Source organism: Rhodococcus sp. 008, assembly GCF_001682295.1.
GTDB classification, from domain to species: domain Bacteria; phylum Actinomycetota; class Actinomycetes; order Mycobacteriales; family Mycobacteriaceae; genus Rhodococcus_F; species Rhodococcus_F qingshengii.
On the sequence record NZ_CP012749.1, the window covers coordinates 3,513,902 to 3,538,663 of the forward strand.

The following is a 24,762-nucleotide window of genomic DNA, read 5'->3' on the forward strand; positions in this document are numbered from 1 at the left end:
CACGCTAGAACCTGAACTGCTGTAGAGGTCAAGATCTCCGAACGTACAACTCATTCCATCTCGTCGAGGGCCTCTTCTGCTTCGTCGACCCGCCACTCGGCCTCGCGAAGTTCCTCCTCGGACTCTCGAACTGCGACGCGGGCAGCCTTCTCGGTGTTCTTGGCGAACTGTCGTTCTTGTTCTGCGTGTTCGAGATCGGCGCGGAGTTCTTCGATGCGACGGTCGAGGTCGGACAGCTTTGACCTGGCATCCTCGAATTGGGCGGTCTCGGCCTTGACCCGTCGTCGGATCTTCTCGACGCCTGCCCTGGCTTCCTTCAATTCTGCTTTCGCCTTGGCTTGTTCGGCCTTGCGATCCGGAGCAGTGGACTTGGCCGGAGCGTGTTCTTCGGTGGGGATCGCAGGGGCGTCTTGTGCAGAATCCTCCTCCACTACAGCAAGTCCCGCCGGCCCGAAACCGCTGTAACTCGCGGCGGTCACGACCCGTCCGAGTCGAACCTGCGCGGCAGTCTCCTCATCGGCCAGGGCGGCATTGAGAGTCTGCGCGACATCGCGCAACGAATCCTCGCCGACGCTTTTTCCCCGTGAAGCGGCGATCTCACCGGATTTGTGGGCGAGACTCCGCACCACCTGCTGCCTCTGTGTCGTCAGCCGTCGCAAGTCCGGGCCCGAGAGATGGCGTTGAGCGTCGCGTAGCGATTCGCCAAGCGCGAGAAGTGCATCCAGATCCTCTGGTGCATCGCGCGAGATGAGATTGACCAACCACCCCACGGTGGTCGGCTTCCGAAGTTTTCCGATCTCTGCGGCCAGTGTGCGGTCGTTGTCGTCCCGGGCAGTCTTCACATGCTTTGTACGCGCCTCTACGAACTCGCCGGGGTCGAGGCCGTAGAGTTCGTCGGCGACATCATCGAGGGTCACGTATCAATACTGTCATTCGGCGAATCGTTCGAAGACTGTCTTCCAGTCGTTCTTGATGCTCACCACCGTCCACCCGTTTGCGCGCGAGACGTCGAGTGCGTGCTCGGCCCCGTCCACGTAGTCGAACTCGCGTTCCGGATCGTCATGGAGCACCAGAAGGCGAAGTGCCGGAACGTTCGGGTGTTCGGCGAACTTCAACATAGGTAGGTCACCGTTGCTGTTTCCGGCCGCGATGACAGGTCGTCGGCCGATTCGGTTCCAGATCTGTACGGGCTTGGCCGGCCCGTCGTCGACGACATCGGTTTGGGGCTGACGGAGAATTGTGCCGCTGTGCCCGTCGTCCTTCCACGTCAAGGCCACGCCGCTGCCGATGACGCGATCTCGGGGGATGCCGTAGACCTCCTGGCTGATCGGACGCATGAAGTCACGTCCGCCGCCAGAGACTATGTAGTTCGAGAATCCCTTGGCTGCAAGGTAATCGAGCAACTCCACCATGGGTGCATAGCTGCAGTGCAGATACTCGCGACCGAGAGTGGGGTGCGAAGCAGTGCGCAGGTAGGTATCGGCGTGGGTTTCGAACTCGTCGACCGTGACTTCGGCGAATGCCGCCAGGACACCGGCCGCGAGCACCTTCAGTGCGCTGTCGTCGCCGCGATAGTGCTTCGAGATCACTTCGTTCAACCAGGCGTAGTCCTTTTCGAACGCAGCCTGCCACGGTTGACGGTTGCGAAGAGACGGATCCTGGGCGGTCATCTCGACGAGGCGGCGCAGGATGAAGTCGAGTTGGATCGGCATCGGCTTCTCACACCACAGGGTTCCGTCGTTGTCGAAGACTGCGATCCTGTCTTCCGGTGCGATTTCGTCCGGACTTCCCTCAGTCGTCGCGCGTTCGACGAATTGCCGGACGGCCTGTTTCGGCGTGCCGTCCTGCCAGCTCGGAAGCGGGTCAGGGTTATCGGAGGTGGAGGCTTCAACGAATTGACTGCTCATGTGGTCCCTGGCTTCCAGTGAGTCGATGACAAATCCGGCACTCTCATACTCGGATCTCCTGCGGAAAATGGCATCGCCCATTTCGGGCGACAGCGGTTCGGTGACCACAATCGGGGTATGCGATTCACCATGCGGCCGTAGAGGCTGGAAATCAGATGACCTACAAGGAGCCAGATCATGGCCAACGCATTCAAAGGCGTCGTCAACCTCGATATTCGCGATTCGATTCCCGACTGGAGCCCGTACGAGCAGCCGAAGGCCGCCGCCGGCACACCGAATATTCTTTACATCGTTCTCGACGACGTCGGATACGGCGCCTTGGGTTGTTACGGGGGACCGATCGAGACGCCGAACATCGACCGCATCGCGGGCAACGGATTGCGGTACGGGCAGTGGCACACCACAGCGCTGTGCTCCCCGACGCGATCGTGTCTGCTCACCGGGAGAAACCACACGACCAACGGCATGGCCTGCATCAGCGAGTGCGCGGTCGGTTTTCCCGGCGGAAACGGTCACATCCCTCCCGAATGTGCCACGCTCGCCGAGGTTCTGGTCGAGCAGGGATTCAGCACCGCGATGGTCGGCAAATGGCACCTGTGCGCAGAAGACGAGATGAATCTTGCTTCCACGAAACGGAATTGGCCGGTCGGCCGCGGATTCGAGCGGTTCTACGGCTTTCTCGGTGCCGAGACCAATCAGTGGTATCCCGATCTCGTCCACGACAACCACCCCGTCGAACAGCCGTCGACGCCCGAAGAGGGGTATCACTTCAGCGTCGATATCACCGACAGAGCGCTCGAATACATCGGTGACGTGAAGTCGATAGCTCCGGACCGGCCTGTATTTCTCTACTACGCACCCGGGTGCGCACACGCTCCGCATCACGCGCCCCGCGAATGGGCCGATCGCTACGCAGGCAGGTTCGACGCAGGGTACGAAGCCATGCGGGACGAGATTCTGGCCAGACAGAAGGAAATGGGACTTGTCCCGAAAGACACGACCCTGCCCTCACTCAACCCGATAGGCACTCCTGAGACCCGCACCGGGCCCGACGGCGAACCGTTCCCGCCGCTGGATTTCACCCGCCCTTGGGACACCCTCTCCGCTGACGAGCAGCGACTGTTCTCACGGATGGCGGAGGTGTACGCGGGCTTCCTCTCGCACTGTGACGATCAGATCGGACGCCTGCTCGGGTACCTCGAAGAAATCGAGCAGCTCGACAACACGATCATCGTGGTGGTCTCCGACAACGGTGCCAGCGGTGAGGGCGGACCCGACGGGTCTGTCAACGAGAACAAGATTGCGAACGGCGTACCCGACGACCTAGCCGAGAACCTGGCGAAGCTGGACGAGTTGGGCAGCACCGAGACGTACAACCACTATCCCAACGGGTGGGCGATGGCGTTCAACACGCCCTTCAAGATGTGGAAGCGTTACTCGTTCAACGGTGGAACCTGCGACCCATGCATCATCTCGTGGCCGGAGGGCATCGATGCCCGTGGCGAGATTCGAGATCAGTACCATCACGCCATCGACGTCGTCCCGACTCTGCTCGACTGCGTCGGCGTCGACTTGCCTGACACGGTGAAGGGGTACACCCAGCACCCGATTCAAGGCGTGAGCATGCGGTACAGCTTCGATGCCGGCAACATCCCCACCGCCAAGCACACCCAGTTCTATTCGATGCTAGGAGGACGAGGAATTTGGCATGACGGCTGGAAGGCCGTCACCACGCACCCGACTCTGAGCGGGTGGGGCCATTTCTCGGAAGACACCTGGGAGCTCTACCACACAGAGTTGGACCGAGCCGAGCTCCGGAACCTTGCGGATGAAGAACCCGGCAGGCTGGCAGAGCTGGTGGGGTTGTGGTTCCACGAGGCCGGTGCCAATCAAGCTCTGCCACTGGACGATCGGTCCGGTGTCGAACTCCTCACCACGCCTCGCCCCCAGTTGGCCCCGCCCCGAAACCGGTATGTCTACCGCCCGGGCGGAGCCGAGGTACCGGAAGCCGTCGCTGTCAACCTTCGTAATCGTTCATTCTCGATCGGGGCAGTTGTCGATTTGGCCGAGCCAGGTGCGACCGGTGTGCTTTTCTCGCATGGCGGCAGGTTCGGTGGTCATTCGCTGTACGTCAAGGACAACCGCCTGCATTACGTGTACAACTTCCTCGGCAGTGAACAGCAGAAGATCGATGCCACCGAAGACCTTCCGATCGGCGAAAATATAATCTTGGCAGCAACTTTCGAGAAGGAAGGCGAGGATCCGCCGGGCACTGCGCACGGGGTGCTCGGCCTCTACTACGGCGATCGGAAAGTCGGTGAGGGCAGAATCCGCACTCAGCCAGGCAAGTTCAGCATCGGTGGCGGCGAAGGGCTCAACGCAGGCCGTGACAGCGGGGAGCCCGTAACCGACGACTACCCGGGTACGTCACCGTGGGCGTTCACGGGTGGAACGCTCAACCGGGTGGCCATCGACGTCAGTGGTGAACCGTACGTCGACCTCGAACGCGAAGCAGTGGCGATGCTCTCGCGTGAATGACAGTTCCGAGTGCGTCTAGTGCGAGCCGGGCGGAAGGTATCGCACGGTAGGTACTCCGCCGGGACCGTCCAGGCGAACCTCGGCGTCGACCTGGTAGACCTCGGCTATCAGGTCAGCGGTGAGGACCTCGGTCGGGCTTCCGTGGGCAACGATGGATCCCCGGTTCAGCATCACTATCGAATCGCAGAACATGGCGGCCAGATTCAGATCGTGCAATGCCATGATCGTGGTGGTGGGGAGGCGTCGCACGAGCGCGAGCAATTCGAGTTGATGGTTGATGTCCAGGTGATTGGTCGGCTCGTCGAGTAGCAACTCGTGAGGTTCCTGAGCGAGGGCGCGCGCGATCTGGACGCGTTGGCGCTCCCCGCCGGACAGGGTGTGCCACGACCGGTCCAGCATGCCGGCGAGGTCGGTGTGTTCGATCGCTGCCCGAACGGCGTCGCGATCGGAATCCGACTGCCCACCCCACAGTCCGCGGTGCGGTGTGCGTCCGAGTTCGACTACCTCCGCGACCGTCAGATCGATCTCGGTGTTGCTGTGCTGATCAACGGTCGCGATCCGACGCGCGACGTCGCGGCGTTTCCAGTCGGACAACGGGGTTCGGTCCAGGGTCACGACACCGGACGTCGGACGATTGTGCCCGGCAAGCAGTTTCAGCAGCGTCGATTTCCCCGAACCGTTGGGGCCGAGAAGCCCCACCGTACTTCCGGTTGTAGGCGAGACGTCGAGGTCGTCGACTATGAGCGCCCCGCCGACCCGCCAACTGACGCCGGTAGCTTCGAGTGTCATGGCCTGGCCTTCCGTCTCCAGAGGATGACGGCAAACGCAGGCACACCGACCAGCGCGGTCACCACACCGGCCGGGAGTTCCTGCGGCGCAATGGCTGTGCGTGCCACAGCGTCGACCCAGACAAGGAAGATGGAGCCGATCAGTGCGGACGCGGGCAGGAGTCGGCGGTGGTTCGAACCGACGAGAGCCCGCGCCGCGTGCGGGAGGACCAGGCCCACGAAGCCGATGGCGCCTGCGACGCTCACGATCACCGCGGTCATCAAGGCTGTTGCCAACAACAGGGTCACACGCACCCGCCACACGTTCACCCCCAGCGACGACGCCGCGTCCTCGCCGAAGGCAAAGGCGTCGAGTGCGCGGGAGTGAGTCAGACAGACCACGAGGCCGACTGCGACCACCGCAGCGCAGAGTGCGACGTCGAGCCAGTCGGCGCCGCCGAGTGAACCCAGGAGCCAGAACATCACGCCGCGGGTCTGCTCGGGATCGGCCGAGGTGATGACGATGAACGAGGTGAGCGCGGAGAACAGTTGGGTCGCGGCGACACCGGCCAGGATCACCCGATCCGGCGTGCCGCCGGCCGCATGGGCGAGCAGCAACACAAGGGCGAAGGAGATCACCGCGCCGATGAAGGCGCCGCTCGACAAGCCGACTACTCCCGACCCGACTCCGAGGATCACGATCAGTACGGCACCGGTCGAGGCGCCGGACGAGATACCGAGGACAAACGGATCGGCCAGCGGATTGCGAAGCAGCGACTGCATGATCGCACCGCACAACCCGAGACCGGCACCGCAGAGCGCGGCGAGCAGGGTACGCGGCAGACGGAGGTCCCAGACGATGCCGTCACGGATAGGGGTGACGTCCGCCGCGGTACCGCCGAGATGGCCGACGACGATCGAAGCCACCTCACCGACCGACAGACCGGCCGGCCCCAACGTGATTGCCACGGCAGCCGATCCGGCCAGCGTGACAACACCGATCATCCACAGCAGGGTGACGGTCGTCGGGTTGTCACGCAGCCGAACTCTTGTCGTCATCTCACGCCGTAGACCACGTAGTCGTCGAACAGTTGCCAGACCGTCCCCGACTCCCGAAAACCTGCTTGCGCGAGCGCCGCCAACTGGAAGTCGACGGCCGTGGGCGCAGTGGCGTCACGTCCGGCGAATCTGCGCTCTCGCTCGTCGGTCATTGGTCCGATGCCGGGAGTTGCCCGCAACTCCTCCCACCAGCTCTCCCACTCGGGAGCACCGGCAGCAAAGGCGGAGCGTTGCGTCTGCTCGTCGTGAGCCTTCGCCCATCGCCCGATGACAGGGAAGCGGCTGTCGAAACGAAAGTGATCACCGTTGAGCAGGACTCCGTCCGGACTCAGCAGTTCGCGGCACTGCCGGTACACCTCGACGAGCTGCTGCGGTTGCAACCAGTGCAGCGCGGTTGTCGACACTATCGCCTGAACCGGCGCAGCCACCGAATTCGGCCAATCGGCTCCCGCCAGATCTGCGTCGATCAGCTGCAGTCGGTCACCGAAACGCGTCGACGACTGGCGGGCGAGCTCCAGCAGCATCGGGTCGTAATCGATCCCCACAACGCTCGCATGCTCGAACTTTTCGAGAATCCGGGCGCTCAGTGAACCCGGCCCGCAGGCCAGGTCGACAACCGTGAACGGGGCGTGCGCGTGCTGCAATTCGAGGACGTCGAGAATCACGTCGAAGCGCTTCTCACGGTCGGCGATGTATGCCGCCTGCTGGTCGTCCCACCGACGCACCAGTTCACTGATCTGCGCGGACATCTAGACCACACCCAACTGGCGCAGCCCGTCGGAGAGCTGTTCGATGCCACCGACATTGCGGATCGAGGGATCCATCGTCGTTCCTTCGAGGATGATGTAACGCTTGTTCTTCACTGCGGTGAGCTTGCTGGCGACCGGGTCCGATTCGAGGAACGCGATCTTGTCTGCGGCACTGTCGCCGTCTCCACCGCGGTCGAGATCTGCGAGCACCAGCACGGTCGGGTCTCGATCGAGGACACTCTCCCAACCGATTTCGGGCCAGTACTGCTTGTTGTCGTCGAAGGCGTTCTTCGCACCCACCGCGTCGGTCATGATTCCCGGTGCACCGCAGCACCCGGCGAAGTACGGAGTCTTCGTGGCTGCGTACCACCACGCCAGCGTCACGTTCTCAGCTCCCAGTGCCGCCGTGGCGGTGGCCGCGCGATCCTTCAAACTCTCGGTGAGCTCGACACCTTTGTTCTTGACATCGAACAGTGTTGCCACGTCGTCGATTTCGTCGTACAAGTCGTCGAGCGTGAGGGCCTTGCTCTGCTCGGCATCCTGACCGGTGCACTCGCTGGGTGACTGATATGTCGCGACACCGAGGTCGGTGAACTTGATCCGGTCGGCGATGCCCTCCGAGGTGAACGTGTAGTTGAACGTCGTGTAGACCATGTCCGGTTCGCGTTCGAGGACACTTTCGAATGACGGGAACTCGGTGTCGAACGCCTGGACCTGACCACGCGCCTCGCGCAGTTCGGGGAGGACATCGTCATCGCTCATGGCGTACCCGGCCATCCGGTCCTGCACTCCCAGCGCGAACAGCATCTCTGCTGCAGGTTGATTTACCGCGATTGCCCGTTCGATCGGTCGCTCCACCGTGACGTCTCGGCCACAGTTCTGGACTGTCACGCGCGATTGTTCGGAAGAGTTGGATTGTCGGGCAGCACTGTCGTCGGAGGAGCAGGCAACCAACGACGCGCTCAACAGGGCAGCGACGGCGGCGGCGGGTAGGCGAAGTCTGGACAGACGCATGGAATCTCGTTCTCGCAGGGGCTCGTTCGCGGAGCCCGTTACCGTGTGAACAGGCGCCTGTTGACCCCTGCTGCCAGCCGGTATTCGGACTCGAGATCGCCCCACCCGAGCGCCTTCCCAGATTCTCATCCAGTGGCGTAAGCCCGGGCGGTCACCCTCACCGCTGCGCGTCAGTTCCGGATTCACACCGGATTCCCTGACCCCCTGTGTGGAGGTCCGCTGGCACAGAGGAACTTATCACCGCAGTGCACCGCCGGTCAGGTCGGCTGGTGTGAGGCAATCAGATCTCGATGGCCAGGTCGTCGATGTCGGTGAGGGTTCCGCCGTCGGCGAGGATGCGCTCGTAGTTCTCGCGTCGACGGAGGTCGATTTCGGTGTTGCTGACGCCCTCCTTCCAATATCCGAATATCGCGACGTCGTTTTTGTCGAGTCCGACGGTCGATCGAAAGTGCTTCCGGATTGCGCGCATCTCGTTGCGTTCACCGGCGCCCCACACGACGTAGCTCGCGGGATTGGCGAGCTCGCGTGCTCGTACCGCCAGTGGGCCGTCGGGCTCGGCGGGATCTGCGCTCACGCGGTGAAGCTCCAGGCCGGGGAGGGCGGGCAGTTCAGCGAAGGCGACCTCGTCATCTGTTGTGACCCAGCCGATTCCGACGACGTCGGTAGGTAACTGCTCGATGATCGAGTGCAACGCGGGTATTGCGGTGCCGTCCAGAAAAAGTGCGATACGTCGACCAGGAACATCAGGGATCAAGAAGTGTGGCCGCGGACCGGTGAGGCCGAAGGTGTCACCGACGGCCAACGCTGCTGCCCATTTCATCATCGGACTGGTCTGTCCGTGCAGGACCACATCGACGACGATCGATCCGCTCGCTGAATCGTAGGAACGCACCGTGTACACGCGCGAAGTGTCGTCGAAGGCCGGCCCGAGATTCATGCGTACGGTCACATTCGGGCGTGACCAGGTCGGATCGTCGGTCGACTCCGTCAAACGAGCCGTGATCCGCAGCAGGTGATCGCTCGGTCGCTCCATCGCTTCGACGATCGCGAGAACGTCGTTGAGTCCGCGATTGTGGTCAGCGGTCCGTAGGACGGTCGTCGGGGGAGTTGTTGTGCGCGAGGCGTCTGCATGTGTCATCGACTGTGCTCCTGGATCGGGTTTTCGGGATGCCGCCAGGTTAGTGCCGCCTAAGTCGAGCGAGTTGTCCAGAAGTGACATCTGATTACCTGAATGATTCGGGTCTCGAAACGACGCGGTTGAGCGAGTGGTGCCGGCGCTGCTACCGTGCCTGTGATGTCCATACGCCGCTGTTCTCTCGCTTCCGGCCGTGCACTGCGCACGGCCCGATTCGGCGTAGCGACTTTCCGACGTGGGCGTAAGGCGATCGACCGCCGCCCGTCCGGTCTTGTCTGGATCGAAAGAGCCTTGGCCGCACCGGCCGGATCCGTCTGACATTCGCCACTTCGGCGAGCATTGCCTCGCCGAGATTTCGCAGTGCCACACCTGTTGCAGTGCTGCGCATTTCCCGTACCTGAAGTTTCTCGCGGGTGAGTTGTGAGTGTCGGCGCCACCGAGCCTGGAATGCCAGCCAACTCGTTTTCGTGAAAGGTACACAGCAATGAATCGTTTCGAAGGCCGTCGTATTCTCGTCACCGGCGCAGGATCTGGAATCGGGCAGGCCACCGCGCTGCGGTTGCTCGCCGAAGGTGGCCGCGTGGTCGCTGCCGACATCTCCGAGCAGGGTTTGGCGAACACCCGGAAATCGGCAGAACATGCTTCGACGGAGGATCGCCTCGACACCCTCGTCGTCGATATCGGTGACGAGAGTTCCGTCATCAAGGTTGTGGGTCAGGCGATTTCGACTCTCGGGGGATTGGACGTACTGGTCAACGCCGCCGGGATACTGCGTGGTGGGCACACCCACGAGACCTCGCTGGACCTGTGGAATCAGGTGCTCTCCGTGAATTTGACGGGCACTTTCCTCGTCACCCGCCAGGCACTGCCGGCTCTCCTCGCCACCGCCAACGCAGTCGTGGTGAATTTCAGTTCCACCTCCGCGGCCTTCGCGCACCCGTACATGGCCGCGTATGCCGCAAGTAAGGGAGGAATCCAGTCCTTCACTCACGCACTGGCTCTCGAATACGGCAAGCAGGGTCTGCGTGCCGTCGCGGTGGCTCCAGGCAGTGTGAAGAGCGGGATCACCGACACTACGGCGTCGTACTTGCCGGAAGACACCGACTGGTCGCTCTTCGGCAAGTTGTCACCGATTCTGAGCACTGATCTGGAGTCCGGTGGTGCCCCCATGGCCGGGCCGGAAAGTGTTGCGGGAGTTATCGCGATGTTGGCATCCGACGATGGTGCCTTCATCACGGGCACGGAGATCCGGATCGACGGCGGCACGCACGCCTGATTCTGCGTCCGTCTGACGGCCCGCACAGGCAGGCCGTCAGACGCGAGCCGTCATTCTCGCGAGCGAGTGATGGCGGGGACGACGTAGGAGTGATCGAGCACGGCGGGCGAAGGTTCGTACATTCTCAGTACCGGTCGGAAATCCCCGCGCGGTGCGGGCAGCCAGTTTGCCTTCGCCGTGGGATCTTTCGGCTCCTCGTGGCTGATCGTAATCGTCAACGCACCGTCGGCGTCGTGGACGATTCCTGGAGTGCGGTCGCCGATCGAGTATCGGTCGACGGGATTCGCGACGAGGAAGAAGTCCGGCACCGAGTACATCGTCAGCGACCAGAAGGCGCTCACCGGCGGAGTGGGGTCGAGTCTTATTGTGTAGGTGTGGGTTCCGTTCAACTGCTCGCCCTGATCGTCGACGTAGGTCATGATGTACGCCGCTTCGTAAGGGTGGTTGCCCCACAGCCCGCCCTTGGCAGCCGCGGCGCGTTCGACGATGCGCAACTTGGGATCGGCGATCTTGAATTGTGGATCGTCGATTGTGCCGACCTCGAAGTAGTCGAGGTTGTAGTCGAAGGCGTGGAATGTGAGCTTCCATCCGTTGACTTCGGGGCTGGAGCCTTTCGTGAGGGCCTCGAGCAGGTTCTTCTCACCGATCGTCAATCCGTCAGCCAACGCGGCTGCCTCGTCGGCAGAGAGTGAAGCGGCAGAGTGTGAGCTATAGGGAGAGGCCCCGGGCTCGTCGATTCCGATCGGGGAGAAGGAATCCTGGAGTTCTCGATCGCGTGGGGCCGGCGGAAACGCCTGTGACCAGATGCGGAGTTTCTCGAGGAACAGGAGGTCCTGGCTTACCCCGGGTTCGGGCACTGGGAGACCCGCGGAGTTTCCGGTGGAGTCGACGACGGTCAGCGTGGTGGCGTCCTGCAAGGCGTGCACCGCAGGGAGGTCGTCGTCGCCACCGCATGCCCACCGGCCCACGATCGACGCAATGTTCGTGGGAAATCTGATCACCGTGGTCTGATCCGCCGGGGTTCCCGTCCAGGTGGGTGGGACGAGAAGGAAGTCTCCGCTCTTCGTGCCGGTGGCCCGATGCCCGACGTAAGCGAAATTGTTTGTCCAGGCGTCCACGAACTGGAGGACGTAGTAACGGCCATCGGTATCGGGGACGTGCAGCGCAACGGGGCCGACAGAGAGATCGATCTGCGCCATGGAATACACGGTGTCGTTGTTGATCGTGACGAAAGTGTCTGCCGGCCCGGCCAGTGTGCGCGCGTGGCTGAAGGTGTTGAAAGGTGCGGCGGGGTTCGCTCCGACACCGTTGTGAACATACCGATGGACCTGGTCGAGATTGAAAACGAGGGGAAATCCGTAGATATACGCCTGAGCTGCAAGCTCGGTGCGACTGGTGTCTGTCATCTCTGCCCTCTCGTCGTGCACGTCGGCTCGAAGTCCACCCTGCGGGAACCCTGCCGTCGGGGCATCACCCGCCGAGGGTGACGACGGTAGAGGGAGAAGACATGTCGGATCAGGAGAGTGCGGCATTGGTCGCTGTCGCAGACGAGTGGAACGTCGCGATGTGCTCGAACGACGCCGAACGGATCGGCGATTTCATGGCAGACGACTGGGTGATCGTCTCGGAATCCGGAGTGTCGACCAAAGCGGAGTTCCTGGGCTTCGTGGCCTCGGGCGACCTGACTCATTCGGCGATGGACCGCGTCGGGAGCGCTCGCGTGCGTTTCTTCGGTGACGTCGCACTGTTCACCACGCGGATCGTCAATACCGCGCACTACGGCGGCAGACAATACGACGCCGACGAGTGGACCACCGACGTGTTCGCGCGGCGAGACGGTCGTTGGTGCTGCGTGTTGAGCCACATCACGCCGGCGGTCGAGGCGAAGATCGAGGACGTAGAACTGTGAGGTAGAGATAAGAGAAAGGCTGATGTTTTAACGGAGGCGCTATTGGGTAGTAATACGAGTTTCGCATTTATGAATGTATTTATCGGATTTATCGATTGTGAAGTTTCTGTAGTAGCGTCAGTTGAGTAGATCATTTTGATACGCATACCGGATGAGGTTCTCACATGATTGTTCTCGGCATTATTCTGGCGTTGATCGGCTTTTTCACGGGGTTGAGCATTCTGACCACCGTCGGCATCATCTTGGTCGTCGTAGGTGCAGTTTTGTCCATCCTCGGTGCTACCGGGCGCGCAGTGGGCGGACGAAAAGTCTGGTATTGATCAATACCGCGCGAGTAGCTGAGAAGGCGGTACCCGATCTCTTCGGAGATCGGGTACCGCTTTTTGTGCTCCAACTGGTTTTCGGTCTCTCTACCCCAAATTATCGATCTGAGCGGCATCGGGTAAACATGAAGGATGCTTTCTCGAGACCATGACGAAGAGAAATCTGCCGAGCGATTCAGATTCCCTCCCAGATGGAATCAGGTTGACGAATCGCGCCGCGGTTTGGTGTTGGCGTGGGTGGCCTTCACGTTGACGTTCGGCGGAGCACGTCTGGTGACGTGGTTGATCCAGATCGACACCAGAGACGTCGGCGACATCAGCGCCGGTGGCACTCATCTGCATCACTATTTATGGGGAATTCTGCTGTTGGCCGGGGTGGCGATCTTCGGACTCGTAGACCGAAGCCCTCGCGCAAGAACATGGATGGGCATCGCGTTGGGCATCGCACTCGGGCTCATCGTCGACGAGGCTGCGTTACTGATCACTCTCGACGACGTCTACTGGCAGAGCGACGGTTGGCCCAGCATCGCCATCGCTGTGTCGATTATCGGAGTGGTAGGAACCGGTCTCGCGCTGACCCGAAGCGGAGCGGAGAAGCCTCGAGGTTGATCCGGCCACGGCACGGGTACTCACTCCCGTGCCGGGAAGTCGCGCGGATCGTGAGGTGGCTTGAATGGATCCCAGTTCCGCGGACACCTCACCGGATTCCGACAGTGAAGTCAAAGCTGCAGATCCGATGGCGGAAGCCGAACGTGAAGCCGCAGCATTGGCGACGCCCGTCCGGCCGCTGGGCGAACCGGGGCCGAGGTTCGATCGTCGTTCACCGTTCTTCATCGGTCTGAGCGCGGCGGCCGGTGTTGCCGTGACGTACGCGGTGATCGAAGTGCTCCTGGCGGCGCGAGGCATGCTGATCCTGATCGTGGTCGCGCTGTTTCTCGCGGTGGGCATCGAACCGATGATCGTCTGGCTTGAGCGGAGACATTTCCGGCGCTGGATCGCGGTCACCGTGGTACTCCTCGGAATTGCGGTGATGCTCGCGCTGTTTCTCGTTGCTGCGATCACTCCGCTGGTCGAGCAGGGACGTCAGTTCGCATCGCACGCTCCCGAACTTCTGACACACATTCGTGACCGGTATCCGATCGTCAGCGACCTCGACGAGAAGTATTACCTCGAGGAGCACCTCACCACCCAACTGGACGGTTCGGGGTCTGCGCTCGCGACGGGTTTGCTCGGAGCGGGGCGCGCGGTGTTCAGCGCAGTCGCCGACGCTGGAATCGTTGCGGTACTGACGACGTACTTCTTGATCGACTATCCACGAATCCGCACGAATCTGTATCGGCTGGTGCCACATTCGCGGCGGCCACGAGCAATCGCCATCGGTGATCAGATACTGGCAGGTGTGGGTGGGTACGTCCTCGGCAATGTTCTGATCTCCGTGATCACCGCAGTGTGCACCTTCGCGTGGTTGTTGATCTTCGACGTGCCGTATCCGTTGATCCTGGCGCTGCTGGTCGCTCTGCTCGATCTGATCCCGATAGTCGGTTCCACGATCGCAGGGGTTGTCGTCGCCCTGGTCTCCCTGACAGTCTCTGTCCCAACGGCATTGGCGACAGTTGCGTTCTTCATTGCGTTACGTCTGCTCGAGGACTACCTGCTCGTTCCGAAGATCATCGGGAAGACGGTGGCGGTCCCGGCACTGGTGACCGTTGTCGCGGTTCTGTTGGGTGGAGCGTTGCTCGGTATTGTCGGTGCGTTGCTGGCGATTCCGGTCGCTGCGGCCTTGCTGCTGCTTGCAAGGGAGACGCTCTTTCCGCGCCTCGACGCTTCTTGACCGGCTTCTATCGGACGCTTCGCGCGCGACGCCGAGAACCAGGATTCTGCTTGGGGCACATCCGAGTCGGGATGGTTTCTCCCTCGGCGGTGATACGGAATACCGAGACTTTCTCGCTACAACCGTGATTCAGATCGACCGCGTATGCGATTGCGGCGCGATCCGAGACGAAATCTTCCATCACCGTTGTACCGTCCGGTAGTTCGATTCTGTAGTTTTCCATGACTTACACAACCTTCTTTCGCTAAGACGATCCTACCCGGCTCGAGAAGTGGCAAACCCGTGGAACACAACGTGCGACAGTCGTCTTCGTGCCTTGCCGGTGCAATGTTTCGACACCTCGCCTGCTGGGTAGTGAGAGTCGGTCAGCCGCTCAGGCGGTACGTATCGAACCACGGAGGATCCGCGCAATGAGCGCAGTATCGAAAGTGATGTACAAGCCACTCTCACTGGCGACCAGCGTCCTGGGCGGCATCGTGGCCGGCGCTGTCTTCCAACAGGTGTGGAAGCGCATCGGTGACGACAAGAATGCGCCCGAGCCCAAAGACTTGAGCAGGTCGAGCAAGGAAGTCCTGATCGCCGCAGCCCTGCAGGGAGCCATCTTCGCTGTTGTGCGAGCCGCAGTGGATCGTGCGGGGGCAAAGGGCTACCGGGCCCTTGCTCATGAAGATCCTCGGTAGGAACGCCCGGTTCGGTTCGAGTTCAGTCGACGACGGCCGCGATTGCCTCGATCTCGACCAGTTGATCGTCGTAACCGAGAACGGTCACACCCATCAGAGTGCTCGGGGCGTCGTGATCACCGAACGCGTCGCGGACTACCTCCCACGCCGCAACCAGGTCGGCTTGATTGCTCGACGCCACGAGGACGCGGGTGTTGATCACGTCGGTGATGGACGCGCCCGCGTCCGAGAGAGCTGTTCTCAGGTTGTCGACGGCCTTGGCTGCCTGTCCTGCGTAGTCACCGATGGCGGCAGTAGAGCCGTCCGCGTTCAGAGGACAGGATCCGGCCAGGAAGATCAGCCGTGCATCGGCGGGAGCCGTTGCTGCATAGGCATATTCAGCCACCGAAGAGAGTGACGTGGAACGGATCAGAGTTACCGACTTCGACATTATTTCCCCAAGGAATAGTAAAGTTTTGCAGCGAGTCTTTCACAGCACGCCAGGGGTTGCCAATTCATCGTCGGACCCATCCATTCAGTCGGCAGCTACGAATGACTGCCAATGAGCCGAGAAGAAGAGCACACAGCACCTGTCGACGAGTGGCTGACGACCAAACAGGTTGCAGCACTGTTCCACGTCGACAGGACCACGGTGTCCAGATGGGCGAGGGAGGGCAAAGTCGGCACTCTGAGAACGCTTGGCGGGCATCGGAGGTACCGGCGATCGGAGATCGAGACGTTGCTGCGTAACCGCTCGACGACGCTCGATCACCAATAACCTCCGGCACGAAACAGACAGGTCGCCGAGCATGATGAGGGCTCGGCGACCTGTCTGGTCAGCAGGAAGTAATCAGGCCTTGGGGACGCGGACGATGAGTGCGTCGCCTTGTCCGCCGCCGCCGCAGAGTGCGGCTGCGCCGATGCCGCCGCCGCGGCGTTGCAGTTCGAGGGCGAGGTGCAGGGCGATGCGGGCGCCGGACATGCCGAGGGGGTGGCCGACGGCGATGGCGCCGCCGTTGACGTTGACCTTGGCGGGGTCGAGGCCGAGTTCGCGGGTGGAGGCGATCCCGACGGCGGCGAATGCTTCGTTGATTTCGACGAGGTCGAGGTCGGTGGGGTCGATGCCTTCCTTCGCGCAGGCTTTGGCGATGGCCCGGGCGGGTTGGGACTGGAGGGTGGAGTCGGGTCCGGCGACGACGCCGTGGGCGCCGATTTCCGCGATCCAGGTCAGGCCGAGTTCTTCGGCTTTGGTTTTGCTCATCACCACGACGGCGGCGGCGCCGTCGGAGATCGGGGAGGCGGAGCCGGCGGTGATGGTGCCGTCCTTGCTGAACGCGGGACGCAGTTTGCCGAGGGATTCGGTGGTGGTGTCGGCGCGGATGCCTTCGTCCTGGGCGAAGACGATGGGCTCGCCCTTGCGTTGGGGGATGGAGACGGGGACGACTTCGTTGTCGAAGAGGCCGTCTTTCCAGGCGCGGGCCGCGTTCTGGTGTGAGGCGGCGGCGAAGGCGTCCTGCTCGGCGCGGGTGATGTGGGTGGTTTCTTGTTGGTTGACCTGTTCGGTGAGCAGGCCCATGGCCTGGTCGGTGAAGATGTCGTGGAGGCCGTCGTAGGCCATGTGGTCGCGGAGGGTGACGTCGCCGTATTTGAAGCCTTCGCGGCTTTTTTCGAGCATGTGGGGTGCGCGGGACATCGATTCCTGCCCGCCGGCGACGACGATGTCGAATTCGCCGGCGCGGATGAGTTGGTCGGCGAGGGCGATGGCGTCGATGCCGGAGAGGCACACTTTGTTGATGCTCAGGGCGGGGACGTTCATGGGGATGCCGGCGGCGACGGCGGCTTGGCGGGCGGGCATCTGGCCGGCGCCGGCGGTGAGGACCTGTCCCATGATGACGTAGTCGACCTGTTCGGGTGCGACTGAGGACTTGTCGAGGGCGCCTTTGATGGCGATGCCGCCGAGGTCGGACCCGGAGAGGTCTTTCAACGATCCGAGGAGTCGACCCATCGGGGTACGAGCTCCCGCAACAATCACAGTGGTCGTGTCGGTCATGCCAGTTCAACTTTCAGTTCGGTGCCGGTTGCGGCGACTACGTCTTCGACGCTGACATCGGGGGCGAGTTCACGCAGGACGAGTGGGCCTTCGTCGCTCACGTCGATGACGGCGAGGTTGGTGATGATCCGATTCACCACGCCCTGGCCGGTCAGGGGCAGGGTGCACGCGTCGACGATCTTGGGGTTGCCGTCGCGGTCGTTGTGCTCCATGACGACGATGACACGCCGGGCACCGTGGACCAGGTCCATTGCGCCGCCCATGCCCTTGACCATCTTGCCGGGGACCATCCAGTTTGCGAGGTCACCCGTCTTCGACACCTGCATACCGCCGAGGACTGCGGTGTCGATGTGGCCGCCGCGGATCATCCCGAACGAGAGGGCCGAATCAAAATATGCTGCACCGGGGTTAACGGTCACGGTCTCTTTGCCGGCGTTGATGAGGTCAGGATCGACGTTGTCCTCGGTGGGATACGGTCCGGTGCCGAGAATTCCGTTCTCCGAGTGCAGGACCACACGAACGTCCGAGCCCAGGTATCCGGGAATCAGTGTGGGAAGGCCGATTCCGAGATTGACGTACTCCCCGTCGATCATCTCTGCGGCCGCCCGCGCTGCCATCTGCTGGCGCGTCCAACCCGTCACTGTCACTGGTGCGGTCATCGTGAGGTTCCTTCCGAAGCGCTGACGGTTCGCTTTTCGATTCGCTTGTTCTGAGGTCCGGTGTGGACTACGCGCTGGACGAAGACCCCAGGTAGATGCACTGACGCCGGATCGATTTCACCGGGCTCGACCAGACGTTCCACCTGCGCGATGGTGACCCGTCCCGCCATCGCGGCGAGCGGGTTGAAGTTCATCGCGGTCTTGTCGAACACGAGGTTGCCGTCGGTGTCTCCGAGAACAGCGTGCACGAGTGCGTAGTCGGCGTTGATCGCCTCTTCCATTACGTAACGCTTGGTTCCGAAGACGCGAGTCTCCTTCGGAGGCGATGCAATAGCGATCGAGCCGTCGGCGTCGTAGCGCCATGGCATTCCGCCGTCGGAGATGGGGCTACCCACCCCGGCCGGTGTGAAGAATGCGGGGATTCCGGTTCCGCCGGCGCGCAGACGCTCGGCGAGCGTTCCCTGCGGCGTCAGTTCCACTTCGAGTTCGCCGGCCAGGTACTGCCGGGCGAACTCCTTGTTCTCACCGACGTACGACGCGGTCACTCGTCGGATACGGCCGGCGCTCAGCAAGATTCCGAGACCGTGATCGTCGACGCCGCAGTTGTTGGAGAACACCTCGAGGTCGGTTGCACTCGTAGCTGCGATCGCGTCGATCAACACGTCGGGGATGCCGCACAAGCCGAATCCGCCGACGGCCAGCGTTGCGCCGTCGACGATGTCGGCGACCGCCTCCGCTGCGGACTCGTACACCTTTGCTGTCATGTTCTCTCCCTGCCAAGCGTTCATTGAGTAGACACTCACTCACTTCGATATCCAGTGAACTATCTCCAGTTCACAGGTTCAAGGAATCTCGAACATCAACCGAGAACTGATCGACTACTGATCGTCTGAAGGAATTTCGTTCATTGAATGGACGCTAGGATGGCTGCATGCCAACTCACGGGCAATCGCCGGCCATGGTCGCGCGGGTGGCTGCACTTCTGCGAGCCCTCGGCGCGTCCGAACCAACGGGCACTTCCACCACGGAATTGGGCAAGGTCACCGGCCTCGCTCGGCCCACTGCGCACCGACTGCTCACGTCCCTGGCTGCCGAAGGACTGGTCGACCGTGACGCACGAACCGGTCGGTGGTCTCTCGGCCCGGAGTTGTACCTCCTGGGGGCGGCGGCCGGAAATCGGTACGACATCACCGACCGGGCTCGCGACGTCGTCGACGAACTTGCCCGGGTCACGGGGGAGAGCGCCTTCCTGTCGGCACGCCGAGGTGACGAGACCGTCTGCATCCTGAGCCAGGAAGGCAGTTTTCCACTGCGATCTCACGTGCTGCACGAGGGGAAGCGTTTCCCGTTGGGGGTCGCGTCGGCGGGGCTTGCCATCTTGAGCCACCTACCGGCGCGGGACGTCGACGACTATTTCGCCCGGGTGAATCTGGATTCGGAGTGGGGTGAGATCCACAGTGAGACATCGATTCGAGAGCGAATCGAGTCGACGCGGGTCACCGGCTACGCCGTCAATCCAGCCCTCATCGTCGAGGGAAGCTGGGGGATGGGTGCCGCGGTGTTCGACCGCAACGGTCGCCCGGCCTGGGCGTTGAGCCTGACCGGAGTGGAAACTCGCTTCCGGCCCGCGCGTCATGCCGAGTTGGGAACGCTGCTCCTCGAGCACGCTCACACACTGTCGAACCGATTGAAAACGCATGCAGTGAACTAACTTTCGGGAACCAGGTCTTGTGCAGTAGTAGTTTTTGCCTTCGTGCGCACATGCGCCTTCTCGCCTTGCGGGCCGAAAAGATGCAAGATTTCCACCACCTGTTCATCGGCAGGCCCGAACCAGTGGGGCTCGGCAGTGTCGAACTCCGCGACTTCCCCGGGGTGTAGGAGAACCTCGTTCGCCCCCAGGATGAGACGCAGATCCCCGGCGAGGACGTAGAGCCATTCGTAGCCGGCGTGGGTGACCAGCTTCGGTGGACGCGGACCGATCACCTGCTTGAAGACCTGCACGCGGCCGGGATAGCGCGTCAACGGAACGACGGCACTGCCGTTCTTGCGTCGGCTCGGGGTGAGGTGGACCCGAGGATCGCCCGTAGCGGGGGCGCCGACGAGTTGGTCCAGCGCGACCCGGTGCGCTCGGGCAAGCGGCAACAGCAGATCGAGGGTGGGACGACGCTTACCCGATTCGAGGCGTGAGAGTGCGCTGACGGAGATGCCGGTGGCTTCGGACAGGCCCTCGAGGGTCAATCCGCGATCGCGTCGGAGCGTGCGCAGTTTCGGTCCGATATCGGTGATCAACTGCTCGAATTCAGCATCCATGCCGTCCATCTTTGCAGTTTCCGCAAAATTTCTACCGGCTTCGGACGCTGGAGAGCAACGATCCTTTCGACAGTCGAGTACGGCAGAGCACTTCGAGAGATGGAGTCCCACCATGAAACATTCGAGCCGGATCGAACCGCAAGTGATCGGACTTGATGCAGGGCGGCGATGGGGCATCCTGGCGATCTGCTGCACGAGCCTGTTCGTCGTCGGGTTGGACACGACCATCGTCAACGTAGCCCTGCCGACGATCGGTGAGGGATTTCGCGTCGGAACCCGTGGTCTGGAATGGGTCGTCAACGCGTACACGCTCGTCCTGGCGAGCTTGCTGATCTCGTCCGGAGCGGTGGCCGATCGTTTCGGCAGGAGACGAGTCTTTCAGATCGGGCTTGTCGTTTTCGGGGTGGCGTCGATTGCCTGCGCACTCGCTCCGTCCGTGGAGGTGCTGATCGCGGCGCGGATCGTCCAAGGCGTCGGCGGGTCGATGCTCAGTCCGGTTGCCTTGGCGATCGTGGTCAACGTGATGACCGACCCGAAGGAGCGGGCCAAGGCGATCGGGGTGTGGGCCGCGGTCTTCGGTCTGAGTATGGCGGCAGGTCCGATCGTCGGCGGCGTGCTCATCGAAAGTTTCGGCTGGCGATCGGTTTTCTGGATCAACGCGCCCGTGATCTTGGCCGTGCTCGCCCTGACTGCTGTGTTTGTACCGGAGTCCCGAGCGCAGCAGTCGCGACGACTCGATCTTCCCGGTCAGTTGCTACTGGTGATTCTTGTCGGCGGGGCGGTCGCCCTTCTGATCGAGGGTCCGCGAATCGGATGGTTCTCTGCCGCGGCGACGGCAGGGTATGTCGTTGTTGCTGCAGCGTTGGCCGCATTCATCCGCGTCGAATCACGCAAGCGCGAGCCACTGATGGATCTGGCACTCTTCCGCCGCAGACCGTTCTCGTCGGCCGTGGTCGGCGCTGTCGTGGTGTTCGTAGCGTTGAACGCGACGCTACTGCTCGGCACGTTCTACTTGCAGCACTCCCGCGGAATGAGTCCGGCACTGGCCGGCGCGATCACCCTTCCGATGGCTGTTGCGGCAACGGTCTGCGCGCCGTTGTCCGGAATACTCGTCGGACGCTTCGGCCCGCGGCGGCCGTTACTTATTGCTGGTAGCTTCACGACACTCGGCGGGCTGTGCCTGGTCTCGCTCGACAACAACACGGCGATTCCGATGCTCTTGGCCGCTTACCTGTTCCTCGGTATCGGATTCGGGTTCTCGAATGCCCCGATCACCAACACCGCCGTCAACGGGTTGCCGAGATCGCAGGCGGGGCTTGCTGGTGGAATAACCTCCAGTGCACGCCAATTCGGTGCTGCTCTCGGTGTTGCGCTGGCCGGCGGCATTATCGGCGGCAGTGCACCGGTAGACGTCGCACAGGCATCGAGGCTGGGATGGATCCTGGTTGCCGGATGTGGGATCGCAGTCCTGTTAATTGCACTCGCATCTCGGAATTCCGAGGAACTCCCCGGCTGATCACCTCGCGTGTTCGTGGGAGCTTCACCCTGCGCGGGTGATTCCAAGCGCGCGCCCAACCGATACAGATGATGGGGTATCAGATCGTCGTATCCGAGCGGGGAGTGCCATGTGCCAGACACCGAAGGACGCAACACCGGCCACAGTCACGGCGAATCGCGAGGCAGTCGCACGGTATGCCATGGACGACCGGCAGGATTTTGCCGACGCGGATCGAGGGTTGATCGCTCCGTTGCCGGGCAAGGTTGTCGCCGATGACGGGCATACGGTCTTCGATCCTGATGCGATGGCATACCTCGGTGACGATGTTGCCGCGCCGGAGACAGTCAATCCGAGCCTGTGGCGTCAAGGACAACTGATGCGCCGAGGTGGTCTGTATCAGGTGACGGATCGCCTTTACCAGGTACGGAACAACGACCTGGCAAATTTGACGGTTGTCGAAGGTGGCGAGGGACTGATCGTCATCGACTGTATGGCGGGGGTCGAATCGGCGCGCCAGGGTATGAAGATGATTCGTGAGCACGTCAGCGACAAGCCAGTTTCGGCGATCATCTACACGCACACCCACATCGACCACTACGGCGGAGTCAAAGGGATCGTCGATCTGGACGACGTGACGTCCGGGCGAGTTCCGATCATCGCACCGGGCACGATCGCGTCGTTCGACAAGTTCGCGATCGGGGAAAACGTCGTCGCCGGAAATGCCATGGCGAGACGGTCCTTCTACGCCTTCGGTGGATTGCTCGATCTCGATGCCAAAGGGATGGTTACCTGCGGCATCGGCACGATCAGCACGAAAGGTCCACTTGTCTCGTATATTTCCCCCACTGACAGCATCACGGAGACCGGAACGAAGCGTGAGATAGCCGGTCTGGAATTCGAGTTCCTCTACGCGCCGGATACCGAGGCCCCGGAGGAAATGCACATCTGGATCCCCGAACTCGCCGCGCTGACCTGTGCGGAGAATGCCAATCATTCGCTCCACAACATCCAGACCTTAAGAGGTGCGCGCACTCGCGACGCTCGGAACTTCGCGCGGTATCTGGACGAGACTCTCGAGCGGTGGGGAGACGACGCGGCTGTTCACTACGGACCGCACACGTGGCCGGTGTGGGGTAACGAGAACCTGGTGCCGTTCATCGAATCGCAAAGGGACACTTACAAGTACATTCACGACCAGGCACTCCGTCTCGCGAACAAGGGGTACACGCCGCTCGAAGCTGCCGAGGTGATCGAACTACCGGACGAACTTGGGCGCAAGTGGTACAACCGCGGATATCACGGCACTCTGCACCACGACGTTCGCGCCGTGTACACCAAGGAACTGGGAATGTGGGACGGCGATCCGGTGTCGCTTCATCCACATCCGCCGGTCGAATCGGCGAAGAGGTTCGTCGATCTCCTTGGCGCGCAGAAGATCCTGGACGAGGGCAAGCGGGCATTCGACGCCGCGGACTACCGATGGGCGGCAGAGATCCTGCACAAGTTGGTGTTCGCGCAACCGGAGAACACCGAAGCGAGGAACCTGCAAGCCGACGTCTACGAGCAGATGGGCTATCAAGCCGAGGGGCCGCAGTGGCGTGGGATCTATCTCTCGGCCGCCCTGGAGCTCCGTGAAGGCGCCCAGCCCGCCCCGTATGTCACCGCGAGCCAGGACAGTGTCCTCGCGATGCCCATCGACATCCTCTTCGACTTCGTCGCAATACATCTCATCGGCGACAAGGCCACCGACGCGGAACTGCGGATCGATTTCGTGTTCACCGATCGCGGCGACGAGGCATGGACTGCGTGGGTCAAGCGCGGCGTCCTCAACGCACGTAAGGGCGCGTCACCGAACACACAACTGACGGTCTCGGGCCCGAAAGCGGCACTCGTGGGAGCGCTTCTGCAACCGGGCGCGGCCGCCGAACTGGCCAAGGCCGGGAAGATTTCGCTCGACGGAGACGAATCAGCGTTCGAGACGCTGGGAGGGTTGCTCGATACCTTCGATCCCAGTTTCAATATCGTCACGCCGTAACGAAGGGATAGTTTTCGATGTGTACACGCTTGGTCTACTTGGGGCCCAACGGCACTGTGATCACTGCTCGATCGATGGATTGGAAGGTCGATCTCGGAACAAACCTCTGGGCTTTCCCGCGCGGCATGACCAGAGGGGGCTGCGCAGGTCCGAACTCGATACAGTGGACGTCGAAATACGGAAGCGTTGTCGCGACGGCCTACGACATGTGCACGACCGACGGGGTCAACGAGGCTGGACTGTCCGCCAATCTCTTGTGGTTGGTCGAGTCCGAGTACCCGACGTATGACGGTTCGACCCCGGGATTGTCGATCGCGGCGTGGGCGCAATACGTCCTGGATCGCTTTGCGACAGTTCAGGAAGCGGTCGAAGTGCTCGCGTCGGAACCGTTCACGGTAGTGACCGCTGCCGTTCCCGGCGAAGACCGCCTCGCAACGCTGCACATGTCGCTCTCGGACGCCGGGGGAGACAGCGCGATCATCGAGTACGTCGGTGGACGCCCGACGATTCATCACAGCCGTGAGTACCAGGTGATGACCAATTCGCCGATCTTCGATCAGCAACTCGCCGTCAACGAGTACTGGAAGCAGATCAACGGAACCGTCATGCTGCCCGGAACAAACCGTGCCGCTGACAGATTCGCTCGGGCGTCGTTCTATGTCGATGCGATACCGCAGACGGACGATCCGCGGGCGGCGTTGGCATCCACCTTCAGTGTTATTCGGAATGTGTCGGTGCCCCTGGGTATTTCGACTCCCGATGAGCCCAACATTTCATCGACCCGTTGGCGCACCGTCGTCGATCACAAACGCACGCTCTATTTCTTCGAGTCGGCGATGACGCCCAATACCTTCTGGGTGGACGTGGCGTCGATGGATCTCGCGGAAGGGACACCCGTCCGAAGGCTCGGACTCGGACCGAACGAGAGCACCGTCTATTCCGGTGACTCCACTGACCAGTTCGAACGGGCGGAGGCATTCACGTTCGCGGGAGCATAAGGCTTCGGGGCGTAGTAAAAATCCAATCGTGAAACTTCTTGACAT

Annotated in this window: 27 protein-coding genes and 1 riboswitch; of the genes, 13 read left to right on the forward strand and 14 right to left on the reverse strand. The window is 62.1% G+C overall.

Annotation, left to right across the window (positions count from 1 at the left end; translation table 11 throughout):
- Positions 1-50: 50 nt before the first annotated feature.
- Positions 51-917, reverse strand: coding sequence for a hypothetical protein (locus AOT96_RS16320; protein ID WP_065352021.1), 867 nt, complete (start codon positions 915-917; stop codon positions 51-53).
- A gap of 12 nt (positions 918-929) precedes the next feature.
- Complete coding sequence (locus AOT96_RS16325) at positions 930-1,907, reverse strand: HAD family hydrolase (RefSeq protein WP_047269306.1); 978 nt, start codon at positions 1,905-1,907, stop codon at positions 930-932.
- A 177-nt stretch (positions 1,908-2,084) separates the two neighbouring features.
- Between AOT96_RS16325 and AOT96_RS16330 the strand changes: the two genes are divergently transcribed.
- Positions 2,085-4,445, forward strand: coding sequence for an arylsulfatase (locus AOT96_RS16330; protein WP_007734692.1), 2,361 nt, complete (start codon positions 2,085-2,087; stop codon positions 4,443-4,445).
- A gap of 15 nt (positions 4,446-4,460) precedes the next feature.
- Here AOT96_RS16330 and AOT96_RS16335 read toward each other — a convergent pair whose 3' ends face one another.
- The 5 genes from AOT96_RS16335 to AOT96_RS16355 form a co-directional block, all read right to left on the reverse strand.
- Positions 4,461-5,234, reverse strand: a complete 774-nt coding sequence (locus AOT96_RS16335; RefSeq protein ID WP_047269295.1) for an ABC transporter ATP-binding protein — start codon at positions 5,232-5,234, stop codon at positions 4,461-4,463.
- On the reverse strand, positions 5,231-6,271 hold the full coding sequence (locus AOT96_RS16340; protein ID WP_047269296.1) for a FecCD family ABC transporter permease: 1,041 nt from the start codon (positions 6,269-6,271) through the stop codon (positions 5,231-5,233). The genes AOT96_RS16335 and AOT96_RS16340 overlap by 4 nt, the downstream gene beginning before the upstream one ends.
- Positions 6,268-7,020 carry a class I SAM-dependent methyltransferase gene (locus AOT96_RS16345; RefSeq protein ID WP_047269297.1) on the reverse strand — a complete coding sequence of 251 codons (753 nt, stop codon included), beginning with the start codon at positions 7,018-7,020 and terminating at the stop codon, positions 6,268-6,270. Before AOT96_RS16345 ends, AOT96_RS16340 begins: the two co-directional genes overlap by 4 nt.
- On the reverse strand, positions 7,021-8,034 hold the full coding sequence (locus AOT96_RS16350) for an ABC transporter substrate-binding protein (protein ID WP_047269298.1): 1,014 nt from the start codon (positions 8,032-8,034) through the stop codon (positions 7,021-7,023).
- Between the two features lie 58 nt (positions 8,035-8,092).
- A riboswitch (cobalamin riboswitch) is annotated at positions 8,093-8,273 on the reverse strand.
- Between the two features lie 41 nt (positions 8,274-8,314).
- Complete coding sequence (locus AOT96_RS16355) at positions 8,315-9,172, reverse strand: siderophore-interacting protein (RefSeq protein WP_047269307.1); 858 nt, start codon at positions 9,170-9,172, stop codon at positions 8,315-8,317.
- A 156-nt stretch (positions 9,173-9,328) separates the two neighbouring features.
- On the opposite strand from AOT96_RS16355, the gene AOT96_RS35320 reads away from it, so the two are divergent.
- The gene (locus AOT96_RS35320) at positions 9,329-9,487 is read left to right on the forward strand and encodes a hypothetical protein (RefSeq protein WP_155419158.1); all 159 of its coding nucleotides are present in this window, start codon (positions 9,329-9,331) and stop codon (positions 9,485-9,487) included.
- A gap of 166 nt (positions 9,488-9,653) precedes the next feature.
- A complete protein-coding gene (locus tag AOT96_RS16360; RefSeq protein WP_003945545.1) occupies positions 9,654-10,445 on the forward strand; it encodes an SDR family NAD(P)-dependent oxidoreductase in 792 nt (263 codons plus the stop codon).
- Between the two features lie 50 nt (positions 10,446-10,495).
- On the opposite strand, the gene AOT96_RS16365 is transcribed toward AOT96_RS16360, so the two are convergent.
- The gene (locus AOT96_RS16365; RefSeq protein WP_065352022.1) at positions 10,496-11,851 is read right to left on the reverse strand and encodes a DUF1254 domain-containing protein; all 1,356 of its coding nucleotides are present in this window, start codon (positions 11,849-11,851) and stop codon (positions 10,496-10,498) included.
- A gap of 101 nt (positions 11,852-11,952) precedes the next feature.
- Here AOT96_RS16365 and AOT96_RS16370 point away from each other — a divergent pair, with 101 nt between their 5' ends.
- The 4 genes from AOT96_RS16370 to AOT96_RS16380 all read left to right on the forward strand — a co-directional run bounded on the left by AOT96_RS16370 (position 11,953) and on the right by AOT96_RS16380 (position 14,508).
- Positions 11,953-12,354 (forward strand): nuclear transport factor 2 family protein, encoded by a 402-nt coding sequence (locus AOT96_RS16370; protein ID WP_007734703.1) that lies wholly within the window; start codon positions 11,953-11,955, stop codon positions 12,352-12,354.
- Positions 12,355-12,518: 164 nt separating this feature from the next.
- Positions 12,519-12,674 (forward strand): DUF6131 family protein, encoded by a 156-nt coding sequence (locus tag AOT96_RS35755; protein WP_003945564.1) that lies wholly within the window; start codon positions 12,519-12,521, stop codon positions 12,672-12,674.
- Positions 12,675-12,809: 135 nt separating this feature from the next.
- A complete protein-coding gene (locus AOT96_RS16375) occupies positions 12,810-13,286 on the forward strand; it encodes a hypothetical protein (protein WP_065352023.1) in 477 nt (158 codons plus the stop codon).
- Positions 13,287-13,350: 64 nt separating this feature from the next.
- A complete protein-coding gene (locus tag AOT96_RS16380) occupies positions 13,351-14,508 on the forward strand; it encodes an AI-2E family transporter (protein ID WP_065352024.1) in 1,158 nt (385 codons plus the stop codon).
- Positions 14,509-14,515: 7 nt separating this feature from the next.
- On the opposite strand, the gene AOT96_RS16385 is transcribed toward AOT96_RS16380, so the two are convergent.
- Positions 14,516-14,731 (reverse strand): hypothetical protein, encoded by a 216-nt coding sequence (locus AOT96_RS16385; RefSeq protein WP_047269301.1) that lies wholly within the window; start codon positions 14,729-14,731, stop codon positions 14,516-14,518.
- A 187-nt stretch (positions 14,732-14,918) separates the two neighbouring features.
- Between AOT96_RS16385 and AOT96_RS16390 the strand changes: the two genes are divergently transcribed.
- Positions 14,919-15,188: a DUF4235 domain-containing protein gene (locus AOT96_RS16390; RefSeq protein ID WP_047269302.1), complete on the forward strand. Its 270-nt coding sequence runs from the start codon at positions 14,919-14,921 to the stop codon at positions 15,186-15,188.
- A gap of 22 nt (positions 15,189-15,210) precedes the next feature.
- Here AOT96_RS16390 and AOT96_RS16395 read toward each other — a convergent pair whose 3' ends face one another.
- On the reverse strand, positions 15,211-15,618 hold the full coding sequence (locus AOT96_RS16395) for a RidA family protein (RefSeq protein ID WP_047269303.1): 408 nt from the start codon (positions 15,616-15,618) through the stop codon (positions 15,211-15,213).
- 111 nt (positions 15,619-15,729) lie between these two features.
- On the opposite strand from AOT96_RS16395, the gene AOT96_RS16400 reads away from it, so the two are divergent.
- The gene (locus AOT96_RS16400; protein WP_003945782.1) at positions 15,730-15,945 is read left to right on the forward strand and encodes a BldC family transcriptional regulator; all 216 of its coding nucleotides are present in this window, start codon (positions 15,730-15,732) and stop codon (positions 15,943-15,945) included.
- Between the two features lie 72 nt (positions 15,946-16,017).
- Here AOT96_RS16400 and AOT96_RS16405 read toward each other — a convergent pair whose 3' ends face one another.
- Genes AOT96_RS16405 through AOT96_RS16415 form a run of 3 tightly spaced genes read right to left on the reverse strand, consistent with a single transcriptional unit; the run spans position 16,018 to position 18,640 of the window.
- Positions 16,018-17,217 carry an acetyl-CoA C-acetyltransferase gene (locus AOT96_RS16405; protein WP_065352025.1) on the reverse strand — a complete coding sequence of 400 codons (1,200 nt, stop codon included), beginning with the start codon at positions 17,215-17,217 and terminating at the stop codon, positions 16,018-16,020.
- On the reverse strand, positions 17,214-17,876 hold the full coding sequence (locus AOT96_RS16410) for a 3-oxoacid CoA-transferase subunit B (protein WP_020906493.1): 663 nt from the start codon (positions 17,874-17,876) through the stop codon (positions 17,214-17,216). The genes AOT96_RS16405 and AOT96_RS16410 overlap by 4 nt, the downstream gene beginning before the upstream one ends.
- Positions 17,873-18,640, reverse strand: a complete 768-nt coding sequence (locus AOT96_RS16415; protein ID WP_178377363.1) for a CoA transferase subunit A — start codon at positions 18,638-18,640, stop codon at positions 17,873-17,875. Before AOT96_RS16415 ends, AOT96_RS16410 begins: the two co-directional genes overlap by 4 nt.
- Before the next feature lie 167 nt (positions 18,641-18,807).
- Here AOT96_RS16415 and AOT96_RS16420 point away from each other — a divergent pair, with 167 nt between their 5' ends.
- A complete protein-coding gene (locus AOT96_RS16420) occupies positions 18,808-19,587 on the forward strand; it encodes an IclR family transcriptional regulator (RefSeq protein WP_007726402.1) in 780 nt (259 codons plus the stop codon).
- Here AOT96_RS16420 and AOT96_RS16425 read toward each other — a convergent pair.
- Positions 19,584-20,186, reverse strand: a complete 603-nt coding sequence (locus tag AOT96_RS16425; protein WP_065352860.1) for a helix-turn-helix domain-containing protein — start codon at positions 20,184-20,186, stop codon at positions 19,584-19,586. The genes AOT96_RS16420 and AOT96_RS16425 overlap by 4 nt on opposite strands.
- Positions 20,187-20,298: 112 nt before the next feature.
- Between AOT96_RS16425 and AOT96_RS16430 the strand changes: the two genes are divergently transcribed.
- From AOT96_RS16430 to AOT96_RS16440, 3 genes are all read left to right on the forward strand, one after another.
- The gene (locus AOT96_RS16430) at positions 20,299-21,702 is read left to right on the forward strand and encodes an MFS transporter (protein ID WP_065352026.1); all 1,404 of its coding nucleotides are present in this window, start codon (positions 20,299-20,301) and stop codon (positions 21,700-21,702) included.
- Positions 21,703-21,811: 109 nt separating this feature from the next.
- On the forward strand, positions 21,812-23,719 hold the full coding sequence (locus AOT96_RS16435) for an alkyl/aryl-sulfatase (RefSeq protein ID WP_065352027.1): 1,908 nt from the start codon (positions 21,812-21,814) through the stop codon (positions 23,717-23,719).
- A gap of 17 nt (positions 23,720-23,736) precedes the next feature.
- Positions 23,737-24,717, forward strand: a complete 981-nt coding sequence (locus tag AOT96_RS16440; RefSeq protein WP_065352028.1) for a linear amide C-N hydrolase — start codon at positions 23,737-23,739, stop codon at positions 24,715-24,717.
- Positions 24,718-24,762: the final 45 nt, after the last annotated feature.